Here is a 21,505-nt window from a genome sequence, read left to right as displayed (position 1 = left end):
TTGTTCAAGGCTCAGGACCATGGAGATGTCACCGCCGACAGGAATGTGCGCTCTGTGCCTCAAAAAGCGATTTCTCGTCCTTAGCCCTGCGATCTGACACCTCTCCTTATCCTCGCTCAGACCGAATCTGACCATCTCGCAGTGCATTCATTTGAAATGCTGGCCTTAGGGTATGTGATAAAAACAATTTAAAATTGCTTCTTGTTTTTGGCCTCACCTTTCGCGAGTGACGCATTTCAACAATTTGGTGAATTTTGACCAGATCGTCTTGTTTGGCGTTGATTGGGTGGACATTTGGCAAAATTGTGTTGTTGTGATTTTAACGTTACGTTAACCTAACAGAAGCGAAGCGCGGTAGAGCTGAGCGTTCACGAGTGAAGGTTTATTTTAAACCACAGGGTAAAAGGATGGTGCGTCCGGTATTTTGATGGCGAAATGACTTGAGTGTGTTTAGCCGTAAGGTTGTCAAGTGGTGAGGCTGATTTTTAGGCAGCCTGTGTGTAGGAATAGATGTATGCAAAGAATTGTTGGTACGAGTTTGATTTTCGGTACGAGGTTGAGTTCATGAAGGATTTTACTGGCGGTTCAGTTACTAGTGAAAGCTGGCCTTTCGACTCAACAAGCTCTTGCAAATCCGTGCAAAAAGGCAAGCCTGTTTACTTGGCTTCCAAGCGCATCTTTGACATTTTTGTAGGTTTCGCTGCATTGCCCGTTTTCACGGTTCTTTGTGCAGTCATCTTTGTGCTGAACATCTTCTGGAACCGTGGGCCTTTGTTCTTTCGCCAAGAGCGCATGGGAAAAGATCAGCAAAAATTCTCGATGATTAAGTTCCGCACGATGCTGCCGGAAGAAAAAACAACCGAACGTGGCCCCTTCGATAAGCTGGAAGAGTGGCGGATAACCCCATTCGGTCGGTGGATGAGACAGACGCGTCTGGACGAAGTTCCGCAGATTCTGAATATCATCGTTGGAGAAATGAGCCTGATTGGCCCACGCCCGGAGGTGTATGAATTCGCGCAGACTTATTCCAAGCAAATGCCGGGCTATCACATTAGGGAAACGGTACGCCCAGGCATCACGGGCTTTTCGCAGGTCAAGCAAGGCTACACGGACTCTGAGGAAATGGTGCGCCAGAAAACGCTTCTGGACAACTATTACGTACGAGACATGGGCTGGCATCTCGATTTGAAGATTATCTTCTGGACGGTTAGTGTTGTCTTGGGCTCTCAAGGAAAGTGATCAGGCATTTCCCGTGGGGACATGCGCAGCCGTCAGAACATCAATAGCAAAAACACCCCGTATCGAAGGAGATGCGGCCTGCTGTCTGCATTGGGTGCGGGACAATGACATGACCATGTGAGATTCATTGGCCATCTGCTCACGTGGTTCGTTGCAAATCTTTGTGTCCCCAAAACAGATCATGCGACTCTTGCGTGGCCACGAGGCGTGACGGTTCAGCACTCGAGTGCGCCACACGGGCATTCCCGCTGAGCGGAGCCAAAGGAAATTGCAGCAATTGATGTGTGAGGAACAGTCACCCTTCAGGACGACGAATCTACAGACGAGAAGAAAGTGGTGAAATCCGTGCACAACGCCCTAGCTTGGGCTGACGTCGTGCTTGCAATCATGCTTGGACTTGTGTGCTTTCTTCTTCCCGTTTTTGTCGTACTCTTTGGTGATTTTCCAGTTGTGTTCGGCACTGACGAGCTTTTTGCTCATTGTGTAGTAGTAGGGGTGGTGTGGCTTATGCGCAGCCTTCCACGCTTTCAGATCTTTGACAACCTTTTCCCAATGCGCGGCGGTGTAGGACTTGTTCCAGTCATACTTATGGCATCCAACGGTATCCGCATGCGCCGCAGAAACAAATGATCCAAAAAGCCCAAAAACGCAGACTATAGAAAGAGTCTGAAATCTTAACATAACATCACCCTCACAAAGGCCCCTTTAGTATAGTGCATAAGGCGTTACGTGTCCAATCAATCGCGTGACGCGGCAGAGGCGATCTCGGCAATTTGGACGATTTATTGACTCCTCTGCTTCGAATTGAATGCAAAATTACAGCACTCACCGGAGATATTGATTTGCATTCATCAATGACGATCATCCTGCCAGTGGCATCCCGCAACAAGTCAAAGCGTTCGGATCATCTCCAAGTATTTTCTGATGACAATGGCCTCATCAAACTCCCTCTCCATCTTGGCGCGGCCAGCTCGGCCCATGTCACTGCGCGCTTGCGGAGACAGCGCGATAACCTTTTCGATCTTATCTTGAAGATCAGTGGCATCCCGCAGCGCACAGAGATATCCGTTGACCCCATCATCGACCGTGCTGCGGCAGCCGGGTGCATCCGTTGTGATGATCGGGCGCCCTATCGCGGCTGCCTCCAGAAGTGTACGAGGTGTGCCTTCTGGATAAGCTGAGGGCAGGACGACGCAATCGGCCTTCAGAATCTCGCCCGGCACATCATCGGAATAACCAAGATAATTGACATGGCCCTCCGCGACCCAAGTGTCAATTTGCCTACGCGGGATGGCGGCCGGGTTGTCATTGTCGATGCCTCCAAGCAGGCAGAACTCGACATCCGTCCGCGATTTGCGAATATGCCGTGCCGCCTCCACAAATTCGCCGACCCCTTTGTCCCAGAGCATCCGCCCAATCAGCAAAAACCGCAACCTGTCACGGTCTGATGGCACGGTCAGGGAAGAGAAGGCAAACCTTGACAGATCGACCCCTGAACCGGGCAGAAGATCATGGCGATCATGTTTGATGATGCCGCTTTTGGTGAACAGATGGCGATCGTCGGAGTTTTGAAAAAAGACCATCCCGGCACGCCTGAGAGCGACCTGATAGAGCGTTTTGGCGATCTGTGCCACAATATTCTTGGAGATAAATACAGTACCGAGGCCCGCAATATTGTTTACTGTAGGCACACCCGTTTTATGGGCAGCCATTGACCCGTAGATGTTTGGCTTGATCGTATAGCCCAGATAAACATCAGGCCGCACTGAGCGGAAAGCTTTCAGGAACCGGCGATACAGAAAATAATCTGAAACCGGGTTCTTGTTCATTTTCATTGGAACGTCAAAATGCGTGACACCCATTCTCACGAGTTGTTCGGTATAGGTATCTTTCGGGGCCATAATGACCACGTCGTGGCCATCTTGCACTAGTGCCTTAAGAAGATTGCTACGGAACAGCCATACATAGTGGCAGGTGTTGTAGCCCATTGCGATTGTCTTGGACATGTCTCGACTTGTTCCTGGAGGGCTATTCGGTAAAGAACACTTCGCGATCGGGATCGGGCGATATGAACTCTGCTTTGAGGGTCCGATCCAGTCCTTCTTCTAAGGTAAATTTGGGACTAAAATCATGAAACCTGGACTTTGCCGATGCGAAGCTTGTGTTGGCACAAAACTTCTGGACGCGCACCGAGCTGATCGGAAGATTGCGGCCACTCACATTTGCCACTCCATCTGCCGCGTATCCGACAAGAAGCCCTAAAGCGTAAGGTATCCGGAACCCGACACCAGCCTTGCCGGACAGCGTTTTTCTGATCTGGGAAACCAACGTATTCATATCAAGATCCGGCTCATCAACATAGTTAACGACGGTATAGGGCGATGGATTTTGCGTCGAGTGGACGAGAAAAGCCGCAACATTTTCAACATATGCCATTGATTTGCGGTTTTTTCCGTTACCGATCATTACAAATCGCCCGGAAGCGACCTGGTTCAAGAGATTGAACACGTTCCCCCGGTTCCCCTCGCCAAACACGACCGTTGGCCTGATGATCGTCAGGTTACGTCTGTCCGGTGCTGCATCACGCCATTGACGCAACATGTCTTCGCCTTCCGCTTTGGATTTCCCATAGTCATTGAATGGATCAATTCTTCCATCTTCTCCGGTTCCAACTGGAGCAAAACCGTATACAGCGACACTGCTGGTGAAAATAATTTGATCAATTCCTTTTTCAGCAGCAATGTCGCATACGGTTTTCGTACCATGCACATTGGTCTCATAGTATGCAGATCTGTCACTGACGTCGTCTCTGTGCACCGCTGCAAGATTGACGATGATATTGCCCGTTATTGCGTCGCCAATTGCATCCTTGTCTCGAATATCTCCAATTTTACTTTGGTTTGAGAATCTTCGGCTCGGCTTCAGGTCAATTATCTCGAATGGAATTTCTTGTTGCTCTAGCTGCCTGCAAAGCGCTGTCCCAATAAACCCTGCGCCTCCAAGAACTGAAACCTTATACATTACTCGCTCCACAAGGTTGTTAATTCAAAAGTTAATATACCGAATAAGCTGCGTCGTAGCAGGCTCCAAAATGCATCGCAACAAACACCACTGATCAGCGTCTTGTTCATTTTCACCGGCACTGCAGAATGCACCCCCTATTAAAGAGCTGAGCGGTAACCGAACCGGCACCGCTCAGACGTCAGTTCCTCTATTCTCACCCGTAGCCCGATGTCTAAGGGACATTTCAATCTGTACAAATACACACGTGGATCGATCCCAGCCAGCGTGCAGGCGAGTCGTTTATTATAACCCCTAACCTACATGGTCCAACCCACAGCATTCATCCTTGAATTGGGCCTCAGAAGTCTTTCTGAATATCTCTTTCAGGGTTGCCACATCCATCCTCTGCTCCGCCAATATCTTCTTGAGTTTTGTGTTTTCGCTTTCCAGCGCCTTCAATCGCCGCGCGTCAGCGCGATCCGCACCGCATCAGCGCGGAACTCGTCCGTTCGTTTCAATCCCATAGTTCGTCTCCTTTGCTGCAATAAACGCTATCAAAGGAGCGGCATCAAACCGCGACACGTCCAAACAGTCTAATTTCAAACCGAAGACTTTTCAGGAAGGTAGGTCAAAATCAATGTTGGTCCGCAGTTCCGAAGAAGCTAAACATCAGTGTGCGAAAAAAATTTAGCGGACGAAAAACAGATGATTGAACGAACCACAAAAAAGAAGATTAGAGAGAAGATTCCCTCAGGTGTATGGAGCCACATGAGGTACATTTACCGTAAAATATTTAGGGCAGGTTACTTTGCCAAAAATGATATTGATCGAAAACTCACGCAGTACTTAGACTACGATAACGGCTTCTTCATAGAGCTTGGAGCCAATGATGGTTTCAGTGAATCAAATACTTTAGCTTTTGAAAACAAAAGAGGGTGGAGGGGAATTCTCATCGAGCCAGCCCCAAATCTCTTCTTAACCTGCTGTGAGTATAGGTCAAAGCCTGGGAACTATATATATTGTAACGCATGCGTTCCTTTTGACTACAAAGACAAATACGTGGATATTGAGTACGGGAACCTCATGACGGCATCAACTTCCTTAGATTTGAGCTTGGAGTATACTCAAAAATATAAAGACAAAGCGAAAATCCACCTGAATAAATTCTCCAGCCAGCTGCGTTTCGGTGCTGAGGCCAAGACACTAACGAGCATCATGGATGACAGTAATGCACCAGAGTGCATTGATCTTTTGTCATTGGATGTTGAAGGCGCAGAACTTGCTGTTTTAGCGGGGATTGACTTTGAAAGATACAGTTTCAAGTATCTTGTAGTTGAAACAAGCGACCCAGAAACCATCGAAGGCTATCTTCGCAAGCAAGGTTACTCTCTTGTCGAAAATTTATCTAACCATGACTACCTATTTACCAATTTTGAAGGGTAAGTTGCAGTACTTTGGTATTCTTGAGGATGCAATCTGCTTCAACACGAACGATTTCTACGCCTCCATAAATTCCGCTGCTTTCGTCGCTTCCACTCCTTTCCCAATCAGGGTTTCATCGCGAAGAAGTCTAGTCACAAATGGCCGGAAAAGCGGGTTCAAAGGAACCTTTAGGGAACCCGTGAATGCGAAAAGAGCCGTTTTGCCGAGGCACAGATTATCGGAATAATCAAAGGGCAAGAGGCCGGAATACCAAAGCCGGGCATGATGCACACAGAGCGTCTAGGTCTCAGGTAATACCAGCTTTCACAAGGCCTTCAAAATAAGTAATTGTCGGAACAAGGCCCTCGCGCAAGGGCACTTTGGGCTCCCAATCGAGGTGCTGCTTAGCCAGTGAGATATCGGGCTGGCGCTGTTTAGGATCATCCTGTGGCAACGGCTTGTGAACAATCTTAGATTTGGTTCCCGTAAGCTCTATCACCGTTTCTGCCAGTTCCAGCATAGAGAACTCACGCGGGTTCCCCGTATTGATGGGGCCCGTCACATCATCGGGCGTGCCCATCAGACGAATGAAGGCCTCAATCAGATCGTCACAATAGCAAAATGAGCGGGTTTGCTGACCGTCTCCAAAGATCGTAATGTCTTCGTTCTTGAGCGCCTGCATGATGAAATTCGACACCACGCGCCCGTCGTGAGGATGCATGCGCGGCCCGTAGGTGTTGAAAATCCGGGCCACTTTGATGCGCAGGTTATGCTGACGGTTGTAGTCGAAAAACAAGGTCTCGGCACAGCGCTTGCCTTCGTCATAGCATGAGCGGATCCCGATGGGGTTCACATTGCCCCAGTAGGATTCGGGTTGGGGGTGGATGGTAGGATCGCCATAGACCTCAGATGTGGAAGCCTGCATGATCTTGGCATCGAGACGCTTGGCAAGCCCCAACATGTTGATCGCGCCATGCACGGAAGTCTTGGTCGTCTGTACCGGGTCATGTTGGTAGTGGATGGGCGATGCGGGACACGCAAGGTTGTAGATTTCATCCACCTCCACATAAAGCGGAAAGGTCACATCGTGGCGCATGAGCTCGAAATTGGGTGCATCCATAAGATGGCTGACATTGCCGCGTCGACCTGTGAAATAGTTATCAATGCATAGGACGTCATGACCCGCCCCGACCAAACGATCGCACAGATGACTGCCTAGAAATCCGGCACCCCCAGTGACCAAGACGCGCTTGGAGGTCGGATTCATTATACCTGTATCACTCATAATCGAACGGCCCAATCTTACTAATTTTCAGTCCTATCATAATTTCTTATTCAGTCACCCCACAACTCTCTGTGGTAAAGATACCGGCAACTATCACCTGCCACCGACGCGCCATCTTGACCAGGCCAAATTTGATCTGAAGATTGTGTCTTCCATCGTTCTGGTTCGAACACGAGACACCCTCCACGATAGCTGGGACAAGAACAATCCGAAGGACACTCAGGTGATCCTGCACATGCTGGAGATTGGCGCAGTGCGGTTCTTCCATGGCCCGATTGCGACGGGCATTGCCAAAATACAGAATATCCTCATTGGCACAGCCTTGAGACAGTTTCTCTGTATGGAGCGATTCTGGCACTGTACGTCAAGCTCTTGCTTTAAAAACTGTTTGTTCTTTTGAAGTCCAAAAGTTACAATCTTTATTGATCTTATTCATAGGTCGTGATCGAACTTTTAGAAAGAGATGCTTCTTAGTCTGATTGCACAATCGAAAAGTGGTTATAGACCGTAGAAGTCTTGTGAATATTGGTTTAGCGTTGTCAGTCATGCTGGTTGTTGAATACCCAATTGCCTTTACCTTTTCAGTAGCTCTAAAGGCGATCTCCAAACGCGCGGGTAATGACACTGGAATCAGGAAAAGCGCAGGCTTCCAATGAAATCCCCATCTTCCCGAAAGGATAAAAAAAAATTAAACGTTGCCTTCATCCTTCTGGGCGATCGCAAAAAGGCCAGTTCTCGTGTGCGTGGTTATTGGATAGGTGAGGAGCTTGAGGCACTAGGACATCGGGTCTCTTACCATCACGCGGCACAAAGGCGAGATTATCTGCGGATGCTGATCGTTGCGATACGCCATGACATCTTGATTTTCCAAAAGCACTATTCTCGTTATGATATTGCCCTTTTGCGCATGGCAAAGCTCATGGGAAAGCGGGTTTTCTTTGATATCGACGACGCTCCCTCGCGGGTGGAGCGTGAGATAACCATGCGCAATGCGGAGACCATGATGCGTGAGGCCCATGGTGTCTTAGCCGGCAGTTATAATCTGGAGGCCTTGGCTAGAGAGGCCGGGGGCACCGTACATTTCATCCCCTCAGGTATCCGTCTGTCTCAGTATAAGACACGCAGCCAAGGCGACAGCGGGCAAGTTTGTCTTGGGTGGATCGGCAATGGCGCCCATTATGTCGACGATCTGACATCAATCCTTGAGTCCCCACTACGTAACCTTGCGGCGCAGTACGATATCCGTCTCAAAGTCGTCGGAGCTTGCGGCGAACCGAAACTCACAGAGGTCTTCGAAACAATTGACGGGCTGACGCTCGATCTGGTGGATGAAGTGAATTGGGCTGATCCCGAGGCGGTAGCCGCAGCCGTCGCAGATTTCGACATAGGCCTCTACCCCCTTATCGAAAATCCATTCAACATCTACAAATGCGCCTTCAAGGCACTGGAGTATATGGCAACGTCCATTCCCGTAGTCGCGAGCAATGTAGGGGCGAATGGCGATGTCATCACCCATGGATCAGATGGGTATCTAGTTTCCTCACCAGAAGAATGGACTGCCTGCCTGTCACGCCTGATTTCGAATGCCGCTGAAAGGCACAAACTAGGCGCAAACGGCCGCGCCAAGGTGGAGGAGCGCTACAGCACCAAGGCTCTGGCAGTCCGGGTTTCTGAACTTTTGTGATGGATACCACTGCGGAAAAAAAGCCTATCAAGGTTGCATTCGGCTCCGTGCCTAAAGACGGAGGCACCTTCACCTTCTACCGCAATATCCGGCGCGGGCTCGCAACGCGTGGCATCCAGCTTTTCTGTGTGACCGTTGGCGCACCGCAAGCACGGCTATGGGAAGAGGCTTACGTAGATGACGGCTGTGTCCAATTGGCCGCGACCTCCCTCAGCATGAAGCATCAAGCACAGGTTTTCAGCAAATGGTGCACGGATAACGATATAGACTGCGTCATGGCCATCAACTCAGAGGGCATATTATCCGCAATCCCGCACCTGCCCGCGCATATCAGGGTCCTTTCGCGCTGCGCCAATGCGTTTGATCATGGCTATCGCATCACCATGTCAGGACGGGCGCGATTGGCGCGGATCATTGCACTGACTCCACGGCTCCGTGATGACCTGGTAGCGGACTATGGGGCGGATCCGGCAAAGGTCGTGCTCATCCCCAACGGCATCGACGCAACCAATTTCGAGGCCGCTGCGCGACAAAAACGCGGCATAGAACCGAGGCTGGAACTGGGGTTCCTCGGCCGTCTTGAGCACGGGCAGAAAGGCGTGATGTATTTACCCGACATTGTCGATGCGCTCCATGCCCGAGGTGTGCCGTTCCGGTTGCGGATTGCGGGCAAAGGCGTGGATCGCGCACGCATGGAAGAGGCGATGGCGTCTCATATCGCTGAAGGCCGTGTTGTGTTTATGGGCGCGCTACCCCCTGACGAGATTCCTCAGTTTCTGGGTGAGACAGATGTCTATCTCTTCACCTCTCACTTCGAGGGTTGCCCGAATGCACTTCTGGAAGCGATGATGGCCGGATGCGTGCCCGTCTGTGGCCTGATCCCGGGGATCACTGATTTTCTGATCGAGACCGGGCGCACAGGAGTCGTCAAGGCATTGGGCGATGCGGACGGATTTGCACACACAATTGCGTCCTTGCATGCTGATCGCCTCAGGCTTGCAGCCTTCAGCCAGGCTGCCGCGACTGAGGCCCGTGCACGCTATACCGATGAAGTGGCCGCCGATGCTTATGCGGCACTGATCCGGGAAGTGATAGACGACCCTGCGCCCGACTGGGTTCCCCTGCCCTGGAGTGCCTTCCGACCGGACCCCAACTTCCCCAGCTACTGGCGGCACCGTGTGCCAGAGAGCATTAAAGCTATTGTGCGTAAATTCATGTCATGAGGGTCGTGCAAGTCATAAACAGCTTTGGCTATCAGAGCGGTGGCGCCGAGCGACTGGCACAGGATCTGCATATGGATTTACTGGCTGCTGGGGTAGACGCCCATCTGGTAGCACTGCAACAGTGCGAAACCAAGGGGCTGCGCAATGCTGTGTCTTTGGGGTTTTCAAGCCCCTACAAGCCAGGCGCTTTTCTGGCTTTGCGCAGATATTTTGCTAAAATGAGACCAAAGCCCGATGTTGTGCATGCGCATCTTTTTCCGACCAGCGCCTGTGTCGCCGGGCTGAAAAGAATCGGCGCGATCCGTTGCCCCGTCGTGTTTACCGAGCATAGCACCTCAAACAATCGTCGCGGATCGGCAATCGGGAACCTGATCGATCCGGTAGTTTATAAGCCGTTTACAAAAATCTATTGCATCAGCGAAGGGACCCGAGATCATTTAGTAACCGCTTACCCCGCCTTGTCAGACAAAACAGACGTTATTCTGAATGGCGCGCATCTGAAATTCGACCAGTTTTTTGAACGGCACAAGTCGGACCGGGTAACGATCGTCTCGGTTGGCAGTTTACGTAAAGCCAAAAACTATGCCGCAGCACTGGAAGCGCTTGAATTGCTCCCCGAGAACACCTGTTGTTACCGCATTGTCGGGGAAGGTGAGTTACGAGAAGATCTGACGCTCAAAGCGCGCGCGATCAAAACACCCGTGCACTTTGAAGGACATGTGGAGGATGTAAGCCCGTTTTTACAAGGCGCCGATGTCTTCCTGATGACCTCTCTCTGGGAAGGGTTTGGTCTGGCGGCAGTCGAGGGTATGAACGCCGGTCTGCCGGTGATAGCATCCGATATCGCAGGACTGCGAGAAGTGGTCGGAACTGATGGCACATGCGCTTTGTTGGTGCCGCCCGAAGACCCCCAGGCGATTGCAGATGCGCTTATGTTGCTGATCGATAATCCGCAGAAACGACAGGCTATGGGAGAAGCCGCTTTTCAGCGTGCCGCGCGTTTTGGTAAGGGATTGATGTCGGAGAAGTATATTGCGGCCTATCGTTCCGTCACCTGGGAGGCTGCCTGTGCTTAAGCAACATTCGCACGGTATCATCGCGATGGCAATTTTTGTCTTCGTGCTGACTGCGGTGCCCAAGATGAATGTGCGCGTTGGGCCAGTACCTCTTTACTTAATTGATATTCTGATTGTTCTGGTCGTCTATTATGCAAGCCGACGACCAGGTTTTGGACCGAATGACAGGCCGTTCCAACGCATTATCCTAGCGCTTTTCGCCTTTACTATGATTGGAGAATTGGTCGGCTTTATTTACACGGGTTCAATTTTTGAGCATGTCTACCAGGCCGCACGCATGACACTTGCATTTTTGGTATTTTATGCGACCGGGCAACTCATCAGGACTTCGGATGACCTTGAGCTTGTGATCAAAGCCGCAGCACTTGGGGTAATTGTCACAGCATCAATGATGATTTTGACATCACTGCCTCAAACCCGAAGTTTTGTGGCAAATTTCGTCCTGGATAATACTTTTCTAGATCCAGCCGGGCGGCAAGCGGCCCAATCGTATCTTGATGCAGGCGATAGTGGAGTAAGAGGGCGCACTTTAGTGGGCGTATCCATTTTGGGGGCCAGCTTCATCAACATGGCTTGGCCTCTTGCAGCGCTGTTGTATAGCTGGCCCGGCCCAATCGGGCGATGGCGAACCGTGGCTATGACAGCCTGTTTTCTAGCCCCCATGGGCGTTTTGATGAGCTATTCCAGAGGGCCAATCTTGGGAACAATTTTGATCATTCTCTTTGTTGCCTTAATGGGCCTCAGTAGAATCAAAAAGGGTATTCTACTACCTGTAGGATTTGGAGCCCTTCTGGTTCTGATGGTTGGCGTCAACTCAGAGGTCTTCTTTTTCGATCGCTTAACCAACCGGACATCAGCAGTTTTTGAAGGCTCTTTGAAAGACGAGCGTGAAAGTGAACGCCTCTTGGCTTACGTTGAACCCTTTGAACACGTAGTCGAACATCCCGCCTTCCTTGTTGCGGGACAAGGCTTCGCTATTAATAGGTCCCGCACTGTCGTGCCGGAAGTAGCGGGGAAAGCCAATCACGCGCTCTTTGCCGCCTCCTACTATGCGAATGGCATGATGGCGGCGTTTCTATATATTTTTCTGCTTGCGAGTGCTTTTTACTATGCGCTCCAGCATGTAAAAGCTCGGCAATCAGGTGCCGGACAGTATCTCAGCCATGCGTTGTTGGCCAGTACACTTGGACTAGCCCCTTGGGCCATTTTTGGTCATGCTATGGTATCTCAGCCTCGGGGCGCCATGATGTTCTACTTTATACTCGGTTTGCTCACCTGCCTGAGACATTTCCCGATTTATTCAAACAGCCCAGAATATAAGGAGACAGGACATGCCCACAGTCGTCGTGTTGCTGTCTGACAAACGCTCAGGCTCGACGATGCTGCAGGACGAGCTCTGCAGGCATTCCGGCATTCGTCATGTGGAGTATTCGCCTCATACCTACTTTGAAACCCATCACTGGCTCAAGGCATCTGTCATTCTGAACCGGCCAGATGTGCTCTATTCAGGGCTTCGACAATATGCGGGTTACGGCACACGAGAGAATGCACGCACCTATCTCATCGATACGCTCAAGGGCAACATGCCTGACTACGAGCCACCAGAAAACGACGAGGAGCTGATTTTCGGAGGCTGGGATGCATTGTGCAAAACCTTTGCCCAACCGATCTTCTTTGAAAAATCACCACAAATCCTTGCTGAATGGTGCGCTCTCAGTCTGCTTCTGGAATGGATCCAGCGTACGGATATGGATGTGAAGGTTATCGGTCTCGTACGCAATCCGCTAGCAGTTCAGTATTCTGCGCATGAATTGTTTTCTACCAATGCCGAGAGGCGCCAGTTCGGCTGGCTCAATATCCAGCGCAACCTTCTGAGTATCCAGTCCATGTTGCCGCCAGAGACGTTCAAGTTGGTGCGCTACGAGGACATCATTGCCGACCCGAAGAAGGGGTTGTCGGACCTGTGTGAGTTTATCGGCGTCGAGTATGAGGACGAAATTGGCGCCTCTGTTCATACCTCCTCGAAAGAGAAGTGGATGGCCAACGAGAATTACACGCTGCAGCTCGACCACTCGGTCAGTCAGATTGCCAAAGCCTTCGGCTATCAGGATCTGGAACTGACCAATCCACATAAACCGACGGCGGCTACTATTGCCGCAATGCAGCCCGATCTGAAAACCCGTGTAAAAAAATTCATGGTTCGCGTGCGCGACCGGGTGGTTCGACCTGTTTATCTGAAACTTAAAGCATCGCGGGCTGCAAAGAAATGAAGGATATGAAACGTCCAACTCTCGGGGTTGTCTCGATCTCTTATAACGAAGAACGAGATATGGGCGGCTTTTTGGAAAACCTTGCCGAATGGGTTGACGAGATCATTGTTGTGGATGACGGCTCAACCGACCAAACTGAAGAGATTGCGCAGGCTTATGGCGACAAAGTCAAATTTCTCAGAAGTCCGCGCAAGGAAGGCGAGTACTTCAGCCATCAGCGTAACAAGGGGATTGAGGCAGCCACCAGCGACTGGTTGCTGCATATGGATATTGATGAGCGCGTCAGTCCCGAACTGGCCAAGGAAATCCTAGAAGGCATCGTCGACACGGAAAAGGATGGCTACAGGTATCGGCGACTGAACTATTTCATGCACCGTCCCATGAAGGGAGGGGGCTGGCGGGACTGGAATCTGGTTCATCTGGCGCGGCGGGAAAAGTTCCGCTTCGGGGGTATGTTCCATGAAAGCTGTCTGATAGATGCGCCTGCTGAACGGATAGGCCAACTCAAGGGGTTGATGATCCATTTCAACGAAGACAACTTCGAAAAACGCATCCGCAAAAGCACGACCTATTTGGAAGAGGTCGCCAAAGGTGTCGAAAGCCGTGGGCGACCGGTAACGTGGATTGACGTAGCGGGGCGACCGGTCGCGGAATTTGCCCGCAAATACCTGGTAAAGCGCGGGTTTCTGGATGGTGTGCCGGGCTTTATCTCGGCAGTTCATTCGGCCACAGCAATTTTCAGGGCGAATGCGGTTGTCTGGGACCGGCAGAACGCGATCGCACGGGAACAGCTCGACAAAGATCTAAACGAGATGTGGATGGATACGCCTGTTTCAATAAAGACACCAGATCCACAAAAGCCTGCCACCGAATGACTTTGACCCCGCATATCCTGTTCCACCGACCGACGTTGTGGAGTTCGGACATCCAGTGTTCGACCAAGGTTCTGGCCCGGCTGTTTGCACAGCGCGGGTTTGATGTCAGCTATCTGGAAAACCCGCTTGATCCCGTGCATCTTCTGCGTGGCAAAGGCTATGTACAGGAGTGGAAAAAGGCTCCGTACACAGACAGGAAGGTTCGGGTCCTGAATTTGGCTACGCCTGTGCCGGTTCGTGATGTCTGGCCCCTGAACACCTCCAACGCATCATATTTGAAATATAGACTTATGATGCCGTCGCTTCGGACTTGCATAACCGGGCAGGGGAGGTCTGCACCCGATCTCATATGGACTACCGTGCCAGGTAGCGTTGCGGCGCTGAAAAAGATTTTCCCCCAAGCGCAGGTCATCTTTCATGTCGTGGATTACTATCCGGCGTTTCGCGGTGCAGCGGTTGTCCCGCTGGAGCGTCAGGACTATGCACAGGCGGATGCCGTCTATGTTATTGGCACGAGCCTGCAGACTTATCTGGTGGACGATCTGGACGTTCCCGCCACCAAGGTGGCAGTTTTGGGGCAGGGGGCCGAACTGGAAATCTATCACACGGAAACTGCCACCCCGGATGAGGTCGCGCATCTGCCCCGCCCCCGAGCTATCTGGTGCGGTGTGCTGGCAAAGGGCGACCCAGGCCTTTTTGGAGCGCTTGCCAAAGAGATGGCTGCACGAGGTGGATCATTGATACTGATCGGCCCACAGGCGCAATGGGCGCATAATCTGGCGAACCAGATGCCCGGTACGGTCTCGCTTTTGGGTCCGAAAGCCCCGCCCGATTTACCCGCATACCTCAAGGCTGCAGATATCGGCGTGATGCTCTATGACCGCGGGCGGCAAGAGGTTTATCGCGGACAAAACCCGCTCAAGCTGTATGAGTACACTGCTGCCGGGCTTCCCGTACTCTCAACCGCCCATGATGAATTCAATACGTTACACCCGCCCGTAACGCAGATCGAAACCGAAGCAGACATTGCACCAGCGATTGAGGCTATCCTGGCTGACACCGACGATCAGAAAGCCGCAGTATCTGCATTTTCCGCCCGACATAGCTGGCAGTCGAAGGTGGACACGCTCATAGGGCGATTTTTTCCAGACATTTCTAACCAGCAGCAGAGGCATAGCGTGCAGTGTTAAATGTCGCCTATTTTTCCAACCAGTTTGCGACTTCTCAAGGGCATGGCATCACCCGTTATGCACAGGAGATGTACAGGGGGTTACGGAAGTGTGATGACCTTGCCATCCGGCCGGTAGCGGCTTGGTCCTCGCTGCCGCCCGAAAAACTGTCTGCCCTGCGGGCGGATACAGGTCTTGAACTGGTCGGATTGGGGCGCAGGCTGACGCCGCTGGCCTGGCATTACCTCGATATGCCCACACTAGAGCGCTTGATTGGCGAGCCCGTAGATGTGGTCCATGCGGTCTCTTTGGGATATGCAATTGCCACGCGCAAACCTTACGTGGTGACGATTCATGATCTGGGACCGCTCACACATCCCGAGTATTTCACCAACACCAAGCCCTGGATTATGGAGCGAAGCCTGCGGCAGGCTGAAGCCCGTGCCGATGCGATTGTTTGTGTCTCGCAATCCACCGCAGATGAGGTGGAGGGCTATCTTGGCCGCCATGTGGTAAACCGCATTCGCGTGATCAAGGAAGGCGTCTCACCAGAGTTCTTCGGTCCGCGCGATATGACCTGTCTTGCCGGGTTGAACCTTCCGCCCGATGATATCCCGATCATTCTAACGGCGGGAAAGATCAGCCCCCGCAAGAACGTGCAGGGCGTCCTGCGCGCCCTAAAACTGGTGCAGGACAAGATTGACCACCATTTGGTTCTGGTCGGCGGCGCAGGGTGGGAAACCGAAGCTGTGCTCAAAGAACTGGATGACAGCCACCTGCTAAGTCGCACCCACCTGCTGGACTACGTCACCGACGCACAGCTTCTTGCTCTTTACAAACGGGCGTCGCTCTATATCCACCCGTCACTTTATGAGGGCTTTGGTTTGACGGTTTTAGAGGCTATGGCGTCAGGTGTACCGGTGATCACATCAAATACCTCTTCCTTGCCAGAGGTAGCCGGAGATGCCGGTCTTCTGGTGGACCCGGGCAATGATGATGAGATTGCCCAAGCAATACACGCCATTTGCACGGATACCGCACTCAGAGAGACGAAAATCAAACAGGGTATCGCACGCGCAGGACTGTTTTCCTGGGATGAATGCGCCCGAGAACTGAGACATGTTTATTCAGAACTGAGCCCGCACAGTGCGTTATAGATATCATCTGTTCGGGTTTCTCGTTTTGTCTGCATTCGAGTTCTTCGAAAACTTCCGCGAGCAAATCGGAGGAAGTGCAACTTTGATCTTCAGTCAAAGACTCTCGACCGAGCGTGTGGCAGATCACAGCCATGTGTTCGACAAAGGGAAGATTATCAAGCACGGCACTCATGACCAGTTGACTGCTGCCGAAGAGCACTATGCTGATCTGTTAGAGCGTCAGGGGCTAAACTATAGTGAAATATCATGATTGCTGCACAGAAAACGTACACGCAACGCAGGCCAGTTGCAGCACTAAGCTGCGACCACAAAAAATGCAGCGCAGGTGGCCCAAGGCCTCTATTCGACAAAAGCCCGCCGCACCTAAAAACTCTGTAGCCAAGTATGGAGTTATGAAGCATAGCTCCAAAAGAAATTTTAACTTATGTGTATAGACCCATGAACGTTGTTCGAAAATCTCTCAAAATGATGGATCGCCGGGAAAAGCGGACAGGCTTTTTTCTTTTATGCCTAACGGTTTTAAAGGGGTTGGCCGATACCGCCGGGATTGCCTCAATCATGCCATTCCTGGCTGTTTTGGGACAGCCTGAGTTAGTTGAAACAAACCCGTTTGCATTCAGGGTATACCAAGCCCTTGGTTTTACGTCCGTTGACGATTTTCTCTTTGCGCTTGGGTTATTGGTTATTTTTGTTATTGCTGTGAGTGGTCTTCTGAAAGTGGTAACTGTCTATGCCAGTTTCAGATGGATTGAGATGCGAGAATACGGTTTGTCCCGCAAGCTTCTGCAAACCTACCTCAGGCAACCATATTCCTTTTTTCTAAGCCGAAACACATCTGAGATGGGCTCAGCCATTCTGGTGGAAACGCGGAACGTCATCATCGGGATTTATCGGCCCGCCATTGACCTGTTTGGTGCGGCAACCAGCTTTGTGTTGCTCTGTGCACTTCTTCTCTGGGCCAACCCGGTGACTACAATCGTAACAGTACTGACCATAGGAGGAACTTATTTCCTTTTTTTTGCCTGTTTCAAAGGGCTAATAACCACCAAAGGCGAGATCATACTTGCAGCCAATAAATCTCGGTTTCGTCGAATGAGCGAAACTTTTACGGGGATCAAACAGATTAAGGTATCCAGCCTAGAAAACTTCGCCTTCGCTCTTTTTTCAGATCCTTCAAGAAAACTTGCACAGGCAAGGGCAATCAGTTCCACACTCAGCTTGGTTCCGAGGTTTGGTCTGGAAGTTGTCGCATTTGGCGGTATTGTCATGTTAACCTTGATCCTATTTAAGCAAAACGATGGTTCAATTGAGAAAATCTTGCCATTGTTGGGTCTCTATGCATTTGCGGGGTACAGATTACTCCCCGTCCTGCAGATCATGTACAGTTCATTTATTCAGCTCAGGCTGAATATTCCGGCAATGGACAGTGTCTTCGAAGACGTTCAAAGCATGGCCCGCTTGGCGCGGCTCCCAAGCTCGAAAATTGAGCCAATGCCCCTTGAGACATCAATTAAACTGCAATCGGCTACGTATAGTTACCCAGAGACGGACTCTACTGGTCTGCGGCACATCGATTTAGAGATACTCAAAGGACAAAGCCTAGGCATTGTTGGCACGACGGGTGCGGGTAAAACGACACTCGTCGATGTTTTACTTGGACTGCTTGAAATTCAACAAGGTAGCATTCTCATCGACGAGATCAGGCTTGACCCAAGTAACGTGCGCAGTTGGCAAGCCAGTATTGGGTATGTACCCCAAGATATATTTTTGTCAGACGCGAGTGTCGCTGAAAACATAGCAATGGGAATCGACAAAGCTCATATTTCACCAGAGAAACTCGAGCGCGCGGCACGTGCAGCACGGCTTTACGAATTTGTCATCAATGACCTCCCGCAAGGTTTTGAAACCACCGTCGGCGAACGGGGAGTACGCCTTTCAGGGGGGCAGAGACAACGCCTCGGAATAGCGAGAGCACTCTATAGCAATCCCCAGGTCATTATCTTTGACGAGGCGACCAGCGCTTTGGACAATACGACCGAACGTGAACTCATTTCGGAGATTTCTCAAATGAGCGGAGAGCAGACGATCATCATGATCGCGCACCGTCTCAGCACAATAAAGCACTGTGACCAAATCGTTATGCTCGACAAAGGCAAGATTGTTGGGAAGGGAACATACGAAGAACTTATTGAAGAAAGTTCTGATTTCAGGGAGATGGCCCTACGATAGAAAACAAACCTTCATTTGTATGGGGCGTCTGGCGAAGATGTGTTTTGAGCTTACGTTTAAAGTTCAAACACACTGAATCATTCAACAATACGTGATTTATGAGCAGATTGCTTCTTTGCAGTTGGTTTGGGAGGATTCTTGGCAGTTAAAATATGCTATGATGACGTGACTTAAGTTAAACTAGTTGGTAAACAACTATTAAGTGTGAACCAGAGTGTAGGTAAAGAGTGTGAAAAGTTTTGAAGAAGACGACATTGAAAACACAGAGCGCAGAGAAGTTCTTGCAGCGCTTGTGAAGTATACCGCGGTCGTTGGGGGAGCATCGACAGTCGTTCTCTCAGCATCCGAAGCAGTTGCTAAGTCGGCAGCGAGCGGGACTGGTTACCACCCAGACGATGAAGACGATGAGAGAGTCCGCTGGAAGAAAAAAAAGCGGAGAAAAAAACGGAAGAAACGCAGACGCGCTTATCGTCGAGCCAGGTTGTTCTGGGGCGATGATAAAAAGGAAAATCGCTAAGGTTGCTTGAGTTGGGCAGGTCGTTGGCTAGATTCGACGCTATCCAATGTGCGTCAAGAAAGCTGCAAACCGTCCCGATTGGGCAATCATTTGTGCTCCACTCGGCTTCGAGCGGCTGTATTGTTGTAACTAATGCTCTAGGCGTTGCAGTGTTGGAACAAGTCAAGTCCGCAGGCGGTGCATCCTACATTGTGAACCAATTGACGGATGTCGTTGAAGTCAGTTCTGCTGACAAACAAGCATATATAAAAGTCGTTTTTGAAATTATTGACACTTGGCGAGCTGCCGGACTCTTTGAAGCGAAACCGGCACCATTTCCCCACCCCGCGAAAGAAAGTCCGGATGTTGTCGCGAAACGCATTAGCTTCAGTGGTCCTGGGGGTCACTTTGTTGTCGAATTGGACAGCGAAATTTTATCCGGTGAATTGAAGCAGATTTTAGCCTGTTGTGATCCAAAGCAGTCCAACGCTCCTGCATCAGAAGTATTTCGATGTGTCACTGATGCACAGGGTGGTTTCGCCTTGAGCCTAAATGGTATTCCAATATGGAGCAGAACCGACCGGGATGAAGCGCGATTCCTTTTGTTGAAGGAAGCGGCACAGGTTCTTTTCACCCCTACCGAAGTGGGCGCGGTACTACATGGTGCAGCTGTCTTAGATTCGAACGGCCGCGCCATGCTTTTCATTGCAGAAAGCGGATCTGGAAAATCCACTCTCAGCCAGGGGCTCATTGCCCAAGGGTTTGGGTTTCTGGCCGACGACCACATTCCTCTTTCGGCTGATGGACAATCGGTGTTTTCCTTTCCAACGGCAGCTGCAGTCAAATCGGGGGCTATGTGTCTACCGGAGATCGAACAATTAGTAGCGCTGCATGGTGAACCCAAAAGTGCACGAGAAAATGTTACGTACTTGTCCCTGCCCGCCGGAGCATCTTTGGGCTCCAAAGTGGATATTGGCGCGGTTATAGTGCCGGAATATGCTGAGAACGGGGCGTTTGAACTTCAATCAATGTCACCTGAAGAAGCCTTTTCAGCTTGCATAGTTTCTGGTGCGCGCGCCTGTCGCCGCGACCCTCAAATCCGACCACTTGCATCCCTTTGTAATGCGGTTCCGTTCTACAAATTACGGTATTCTTCATCGAAGCAATCTATTCCAGCTTGCATGGATATCGTAGCGACATGACCCGCGCCGAAGCACGCTTGTCAGACGCACATCGAGCCGTTCTACTCCTTGCAAAAGCCTATGTTTCGGATGTCGTGCCTCACGAGTTGCCAGTTTTACTGCGCGCAACGCAACCCGAGAATCTAGTGAGAATTGCCCAAGGCAATCATCTGCATGCATTGGTCGGGAAAGTACTTATCGAAGTGGCCGAATTGCGTGAGGCGGTACCAAGGGATTTATACCTATATTTTAAAACCATGTACGAGGCTAACCGGTCGAGATTGTCACTGGCGAGAAGGCAACTTGAACAGATCGACATTGCGTTTGCACGGGCAAAGATTCCATGTGTCGTCATGAAAGGTGGCGGGGATTTACTAGACCCTTTGCACCAGGATCCGGGCATTCGTTTCATAGGAGACCTAGATCTCCTTGTCCCTCGTGAGTTTACGGAGGCTGCAAAAGCGGCTCTTTACGAAATTGGTGCGACTACGGCGTCTATTGCGTTGTCTCGATCAAACGACAGCATCAACCAGCGCGGTGTTGCACTCCCCCAGCATCACTTACCTAAAATTTTGCATTCCGACTGGGAACTACCGGTGGAGCTTCATTTTGAAGTTGGCCGAAACCCGATGGATCAAATTCTGCCGGCAGAAAAAGTATTGTCCCGCGCCAATACGACGACATGCGGCCATCTTATGATTATGTCACCCCAAGATCGCGCCTGCCACTTGATTGCACATGCCGATCATCATTCTGGTGAGCTTGATTTGCGTTCATGGTTGGATTGGACGGAATTGCGTAGCAGATGCGATCCCATAGCCGTGCAAGCGCGCCTTGAAAAATATGGTTTGACGGATGTTTTCGCTGTCTTTGAGGATATGTGTGAATCTTTGGAATCCCCGGATGATGGGGAGCTATTAAGTTTAAGAAACTCTTCTTCCGCTTCTGCAATCAGCAGATTTGGTGGCACGCGCAGTCGCAAAATACACTATGTTTCACGTCTTTTTGTGTCCAAAGTAAAAGCTCTTTCGAAATCTCCCGAATATCGCGGGCACGTATTCTCTCGCCTGCTCAACCGATCATGGTGGCGTGACGTCTGTAAAAACCACTGGGCAAAGATAAGAAACCAGCGATGAGTGCGCATAGCCGGATGAGCAGAGAAACAAGAAACGATTTTTAGACAACGCCGGGGCAGA

The 21,505-nt window shown here is 50.8% G+C and carries 19 protein-coding genes and 1 pseudogene; 15 read left to right on the top strand and 5 right to left on the bottom strand.

The window, feature by feature from the left end:
* The first annotated feature begins 564 nt into the window (after positions 1-564).
* On the top strand, positions 565-1,239 hold the full coding sequence (locus ACR0JG_RS19515) for a sugar transferase (protein ID WP_480572148.1): 675 nt from the start codon (positions 565-567) through the stop codon (positions 1,237-1,239).
* A gap of 357 nt (positions 1,240-1,596) precedes the next feature.
* Here the strand turns inward: ACR0JG_RS19515 and ACR0JG_RS19510 are convergent, their stop codons facing one another.
* From ACR0JG_RS19510 to ACR0JG_RS19495, 4 genes and pseudogenes are all read right to left on the bottom strand, one after another.
* Entirely contained in the window at positions 1,597-1,920 is a 324-nt protein-coding gene (locus ACR0JG_RS19510) for a hypothetical protein (protein WP_480572145.1), read from the bottom strand.
* 209 nt (positions 1,921-2,129) lie between these two features.
* Entirely contained in the window at positions 2,130-3,245 is a 1,116-nt protein-coding gene (locus tag ACR0JG_RS19505) for a glycosyltransferase family 4 protein (protein WP_480572143.1), read from the bottom strand.
* 22 nt (positions 3,246-3,267) lie between these two features.
* On the bottom strand, positions 3,268-4,260 hold the full coding sequence (locus ACR0JG_RS19500; RefSeq protein WP_480572140.1) for an NAD-dependent epimerase/dehydratase family protein: 993 nt from the start codon (positions 4,258-4,260) through the stop codon (positions 3,268-3,270).
* Positions 4,261-4,412: 152 nt separating this feature from the next.
* A pseudogene (locus tag ACR0JG_RS19495) lies at positions 4,413-4,728 on the bottom strand (IS3 family transposase); the annotation flags it as partial.
* Positions 4,729-4,947: 219 nt separating this feature from the next.
* On the opposite strand from ACR0JG_RS19495, the gene ACR0JG_RS19490 reads away from it, so the two are divergent.
* Positions 4,948-5,685 carry an FkbM family methyltransferase gene (locus ACR0JG_RS19490; RefSeq protein ID WP_480572137.1) on the top strand — a complete coding sequence of 246 codons (738 nt, stop codon included), beginning with the start codon at positions 4,948-4,950 and terminating at the stop codon, positions 5,683-5,685.
* A 286-nt stretch (positions 5,686-5,971) separates the two neighbouring features.
* Here the strand turns inward: ACR0JG_RS19490 and ACR0JG_RS19485 are convergent, their stop codons facing one another.
* Positions 5,972-6,931 carry a UDP-glucuronic acid decarboxylase family protein gene (locus tag ACR0JG_RS19485; RefSeq protein ID WP_480572134.1) on the bottom strand — a complete coding sequence of 320 codons (960 nt, stop codon included), beginning with the start codon at positions 6,929-6,931 and terminating at the stop codon, positions 5,972-5,974.
* A 670-nt stretch (positions 6,932-7,601) separates the two neighbouring features.
* On the opposite strand from ACR0JG_RS19485, the gene ACR0JG_RS19480 reads away from it, so the two are divergent.
* The 13 genes from ACR0JG_RS19480 (at position 7,602) to ACR0JG_RS19420 (ending at position 21,445) form a co-directional block, all read left to right on the top strand.
* On the top strand, positions 7,602-8,633 hold the full coding sequence (locus tag ACR0JG_RS19480) for a glycosyltransferase family 4 protein (protein ID WP_480572131.1): 1,032 nt from the start codon (positions 7,602-7,604) through the stop codon (positions 8,631-8,633).
* Positions 8,633-9,856, top strand: coding sequence for a glycosyltransferase family 4 protein (locus tag ACR0JG_RS19475; RefSeq protein ID WP_480572128.1), 1,224 nt, complete (start codon positions 8,633-8,635; stop codon positions 9,854-9,856). Before ACR0JG_RS19480 ends, ACR0JG_RS19475 begins: the two co-directional genes overlap by 1 nt.
* On the top strand, positions 9,853-10,932 hold the full coding sequence (locus ACR0JG_RS19470) for a glycosyltransferase family 4 protein (protein WP_480572125.1): 1,080 nt from the start codon (positions 9,853-9,855) through the stop codon (positions 10,930-10,932). Before ACR0JG_RS19475 ends, ACR0JG_RS19470 begins: the two co-directional genes overlap by 4 nt.
* Positions 10,925-12,292, top strand: a complete 1,368-nt coding sequence (locus ACR0JG_RS19465) for an O-antigen ligase family protein (RefSeq protein ID WP_480572123.1) — start codon at positions 10,925-10,927, stop codon at positions 12,290-12,292. Before ACR0JG_RS19470 ends, ACR0JG_RS19465 begins: the two co-directional genes overlap by 8 nt.
* The gene (locus tag ACR0JG_RS19460; RefSeq protein ID WP_480572120.1) at positions 12,264-13,202 is read left to right on the top strand and encodes a sulfotransferase family protein; all 939 of its coding nucleotides are present in this window, start codon (positions 12,264-12,266) and stop codon (positions 13,200-13,202) included. The genes ACR0JG_RS19465 and ACR0JG_RS19460 overlap by 29 nt, the downstream gene beginning before the upstream one ends.
* A 5-nt stretch (positions 13,203-13,207) precedes the next feature.
* Positions 13,208-14,077, top strand: a complete 870-nt coding sequence (locus ACR0JG_RS19455) for a glycosyltransferase family 2 protein (RefSeq protein WP_480572117.1) — start codon at positions 13,208-13,210, stop codon at positions 14,075-14,077.
* Positions 14,074-15,267: a glycosyltransferase gene (locus ACR0JG_RS19450; RefSeq protein WP_480572114.1), complete on the top strand. Its 1,194-nt coding sequence runs from the start codon at positions 14,074-14,076 to the stop codon at positions 15,265-15,267. Before ACR0JG_RS19455 ends, ACR0JG_RS19450 begins: the two co-directional genes overlap by 4 nt.
* On the top strand, positions 15,261-16,403 hold the full coding sequence (locus tag ACR0JG_RS19445; protein WP_480572111.1) for a glycosyltransferase family 4 protein: 1,143 nt from the start codon (positions 15,261-15,263) through the stop codon (positions 16,401-16,403). The genes ACR0JG_RS19450 and ACR0JG_RS19445 overlap by 7 nt, the downstream gene beginning before the upstream one ends.
* Complete coding sequence (locus ACR0JG_RS19440; RefSeq protein ID WP_480572108.1) at positions 16,393-16,653, top strand: hypothetical protein; 261 nt, start codon at positions 16,393-16,395, stop codon at positions 16,651-16,653. Before ACR0JG_RS19445 ends, ACR0JG_RS19440 begins: the two co-directional genes overlap by 11 nt.
* Positions 16,654-16,841: 188 nt before the next feature.
* Positions 16,842-18,632, top strand: a complete 1,791-nt coding sequence (locus ACR0JG_RS19435) for an ABC transporter ATP-binding protein (RefSeq protein ID WP_480572105.1) — start codon at positions 16,842-16,844, stop codon at positions 18,630-18,632.
* A gap of 229 nt (positions 18,633-18,861) precedes the next feature.
* Positions 18,862-19,149, top strand: a complete 288-nt coding sequence (locus ACR0JG_RS19430) for a hypothetical protein (RefSeq protein WP_480572102.1) — start codon at positions 18,862-18,864, stop codon at positions 19,147-19,149.
* A 152-nt stretch (positions 19,150-19,301) separates the two neighbouring features.
* Positions 19,302-20,330 (top strand): phosphoenolpyruvate carboxykinase (ATP), encoded by a 1,029-nt coding sequence (locus ACR0JG_RS19425; protein ID WP_480572099.1) that lies wholly within the window; start codon positions 19,302-19,304, stop codon positions 20,328-20,330.
* Positions 20,327-21,445, top strand: a complete 1,119-nt coding sequence (locus ACR0JG_RS19420; RefSeq protein ID WP_480572096.1) for a nucleotidyltransferase family protein — start codon at positions 20,327-20,329, stop codon at positions 21,443-21,445. Before ACR0JG_RS19425 ends, ACR0JG_RS19420 begins: the two co-directional genes overlap by 4 nt.
* Positions 21,446-21,505 lie beyond the last annotated feature (60 nt).

It is taken from the genome of Ruegeria sp. AD5, from assembly GCF_056542345.1.
Note: the sequence above shows the minus strand (reverse complement) of the source record. Positions and strands in the feature narration are given on the sequence as shown.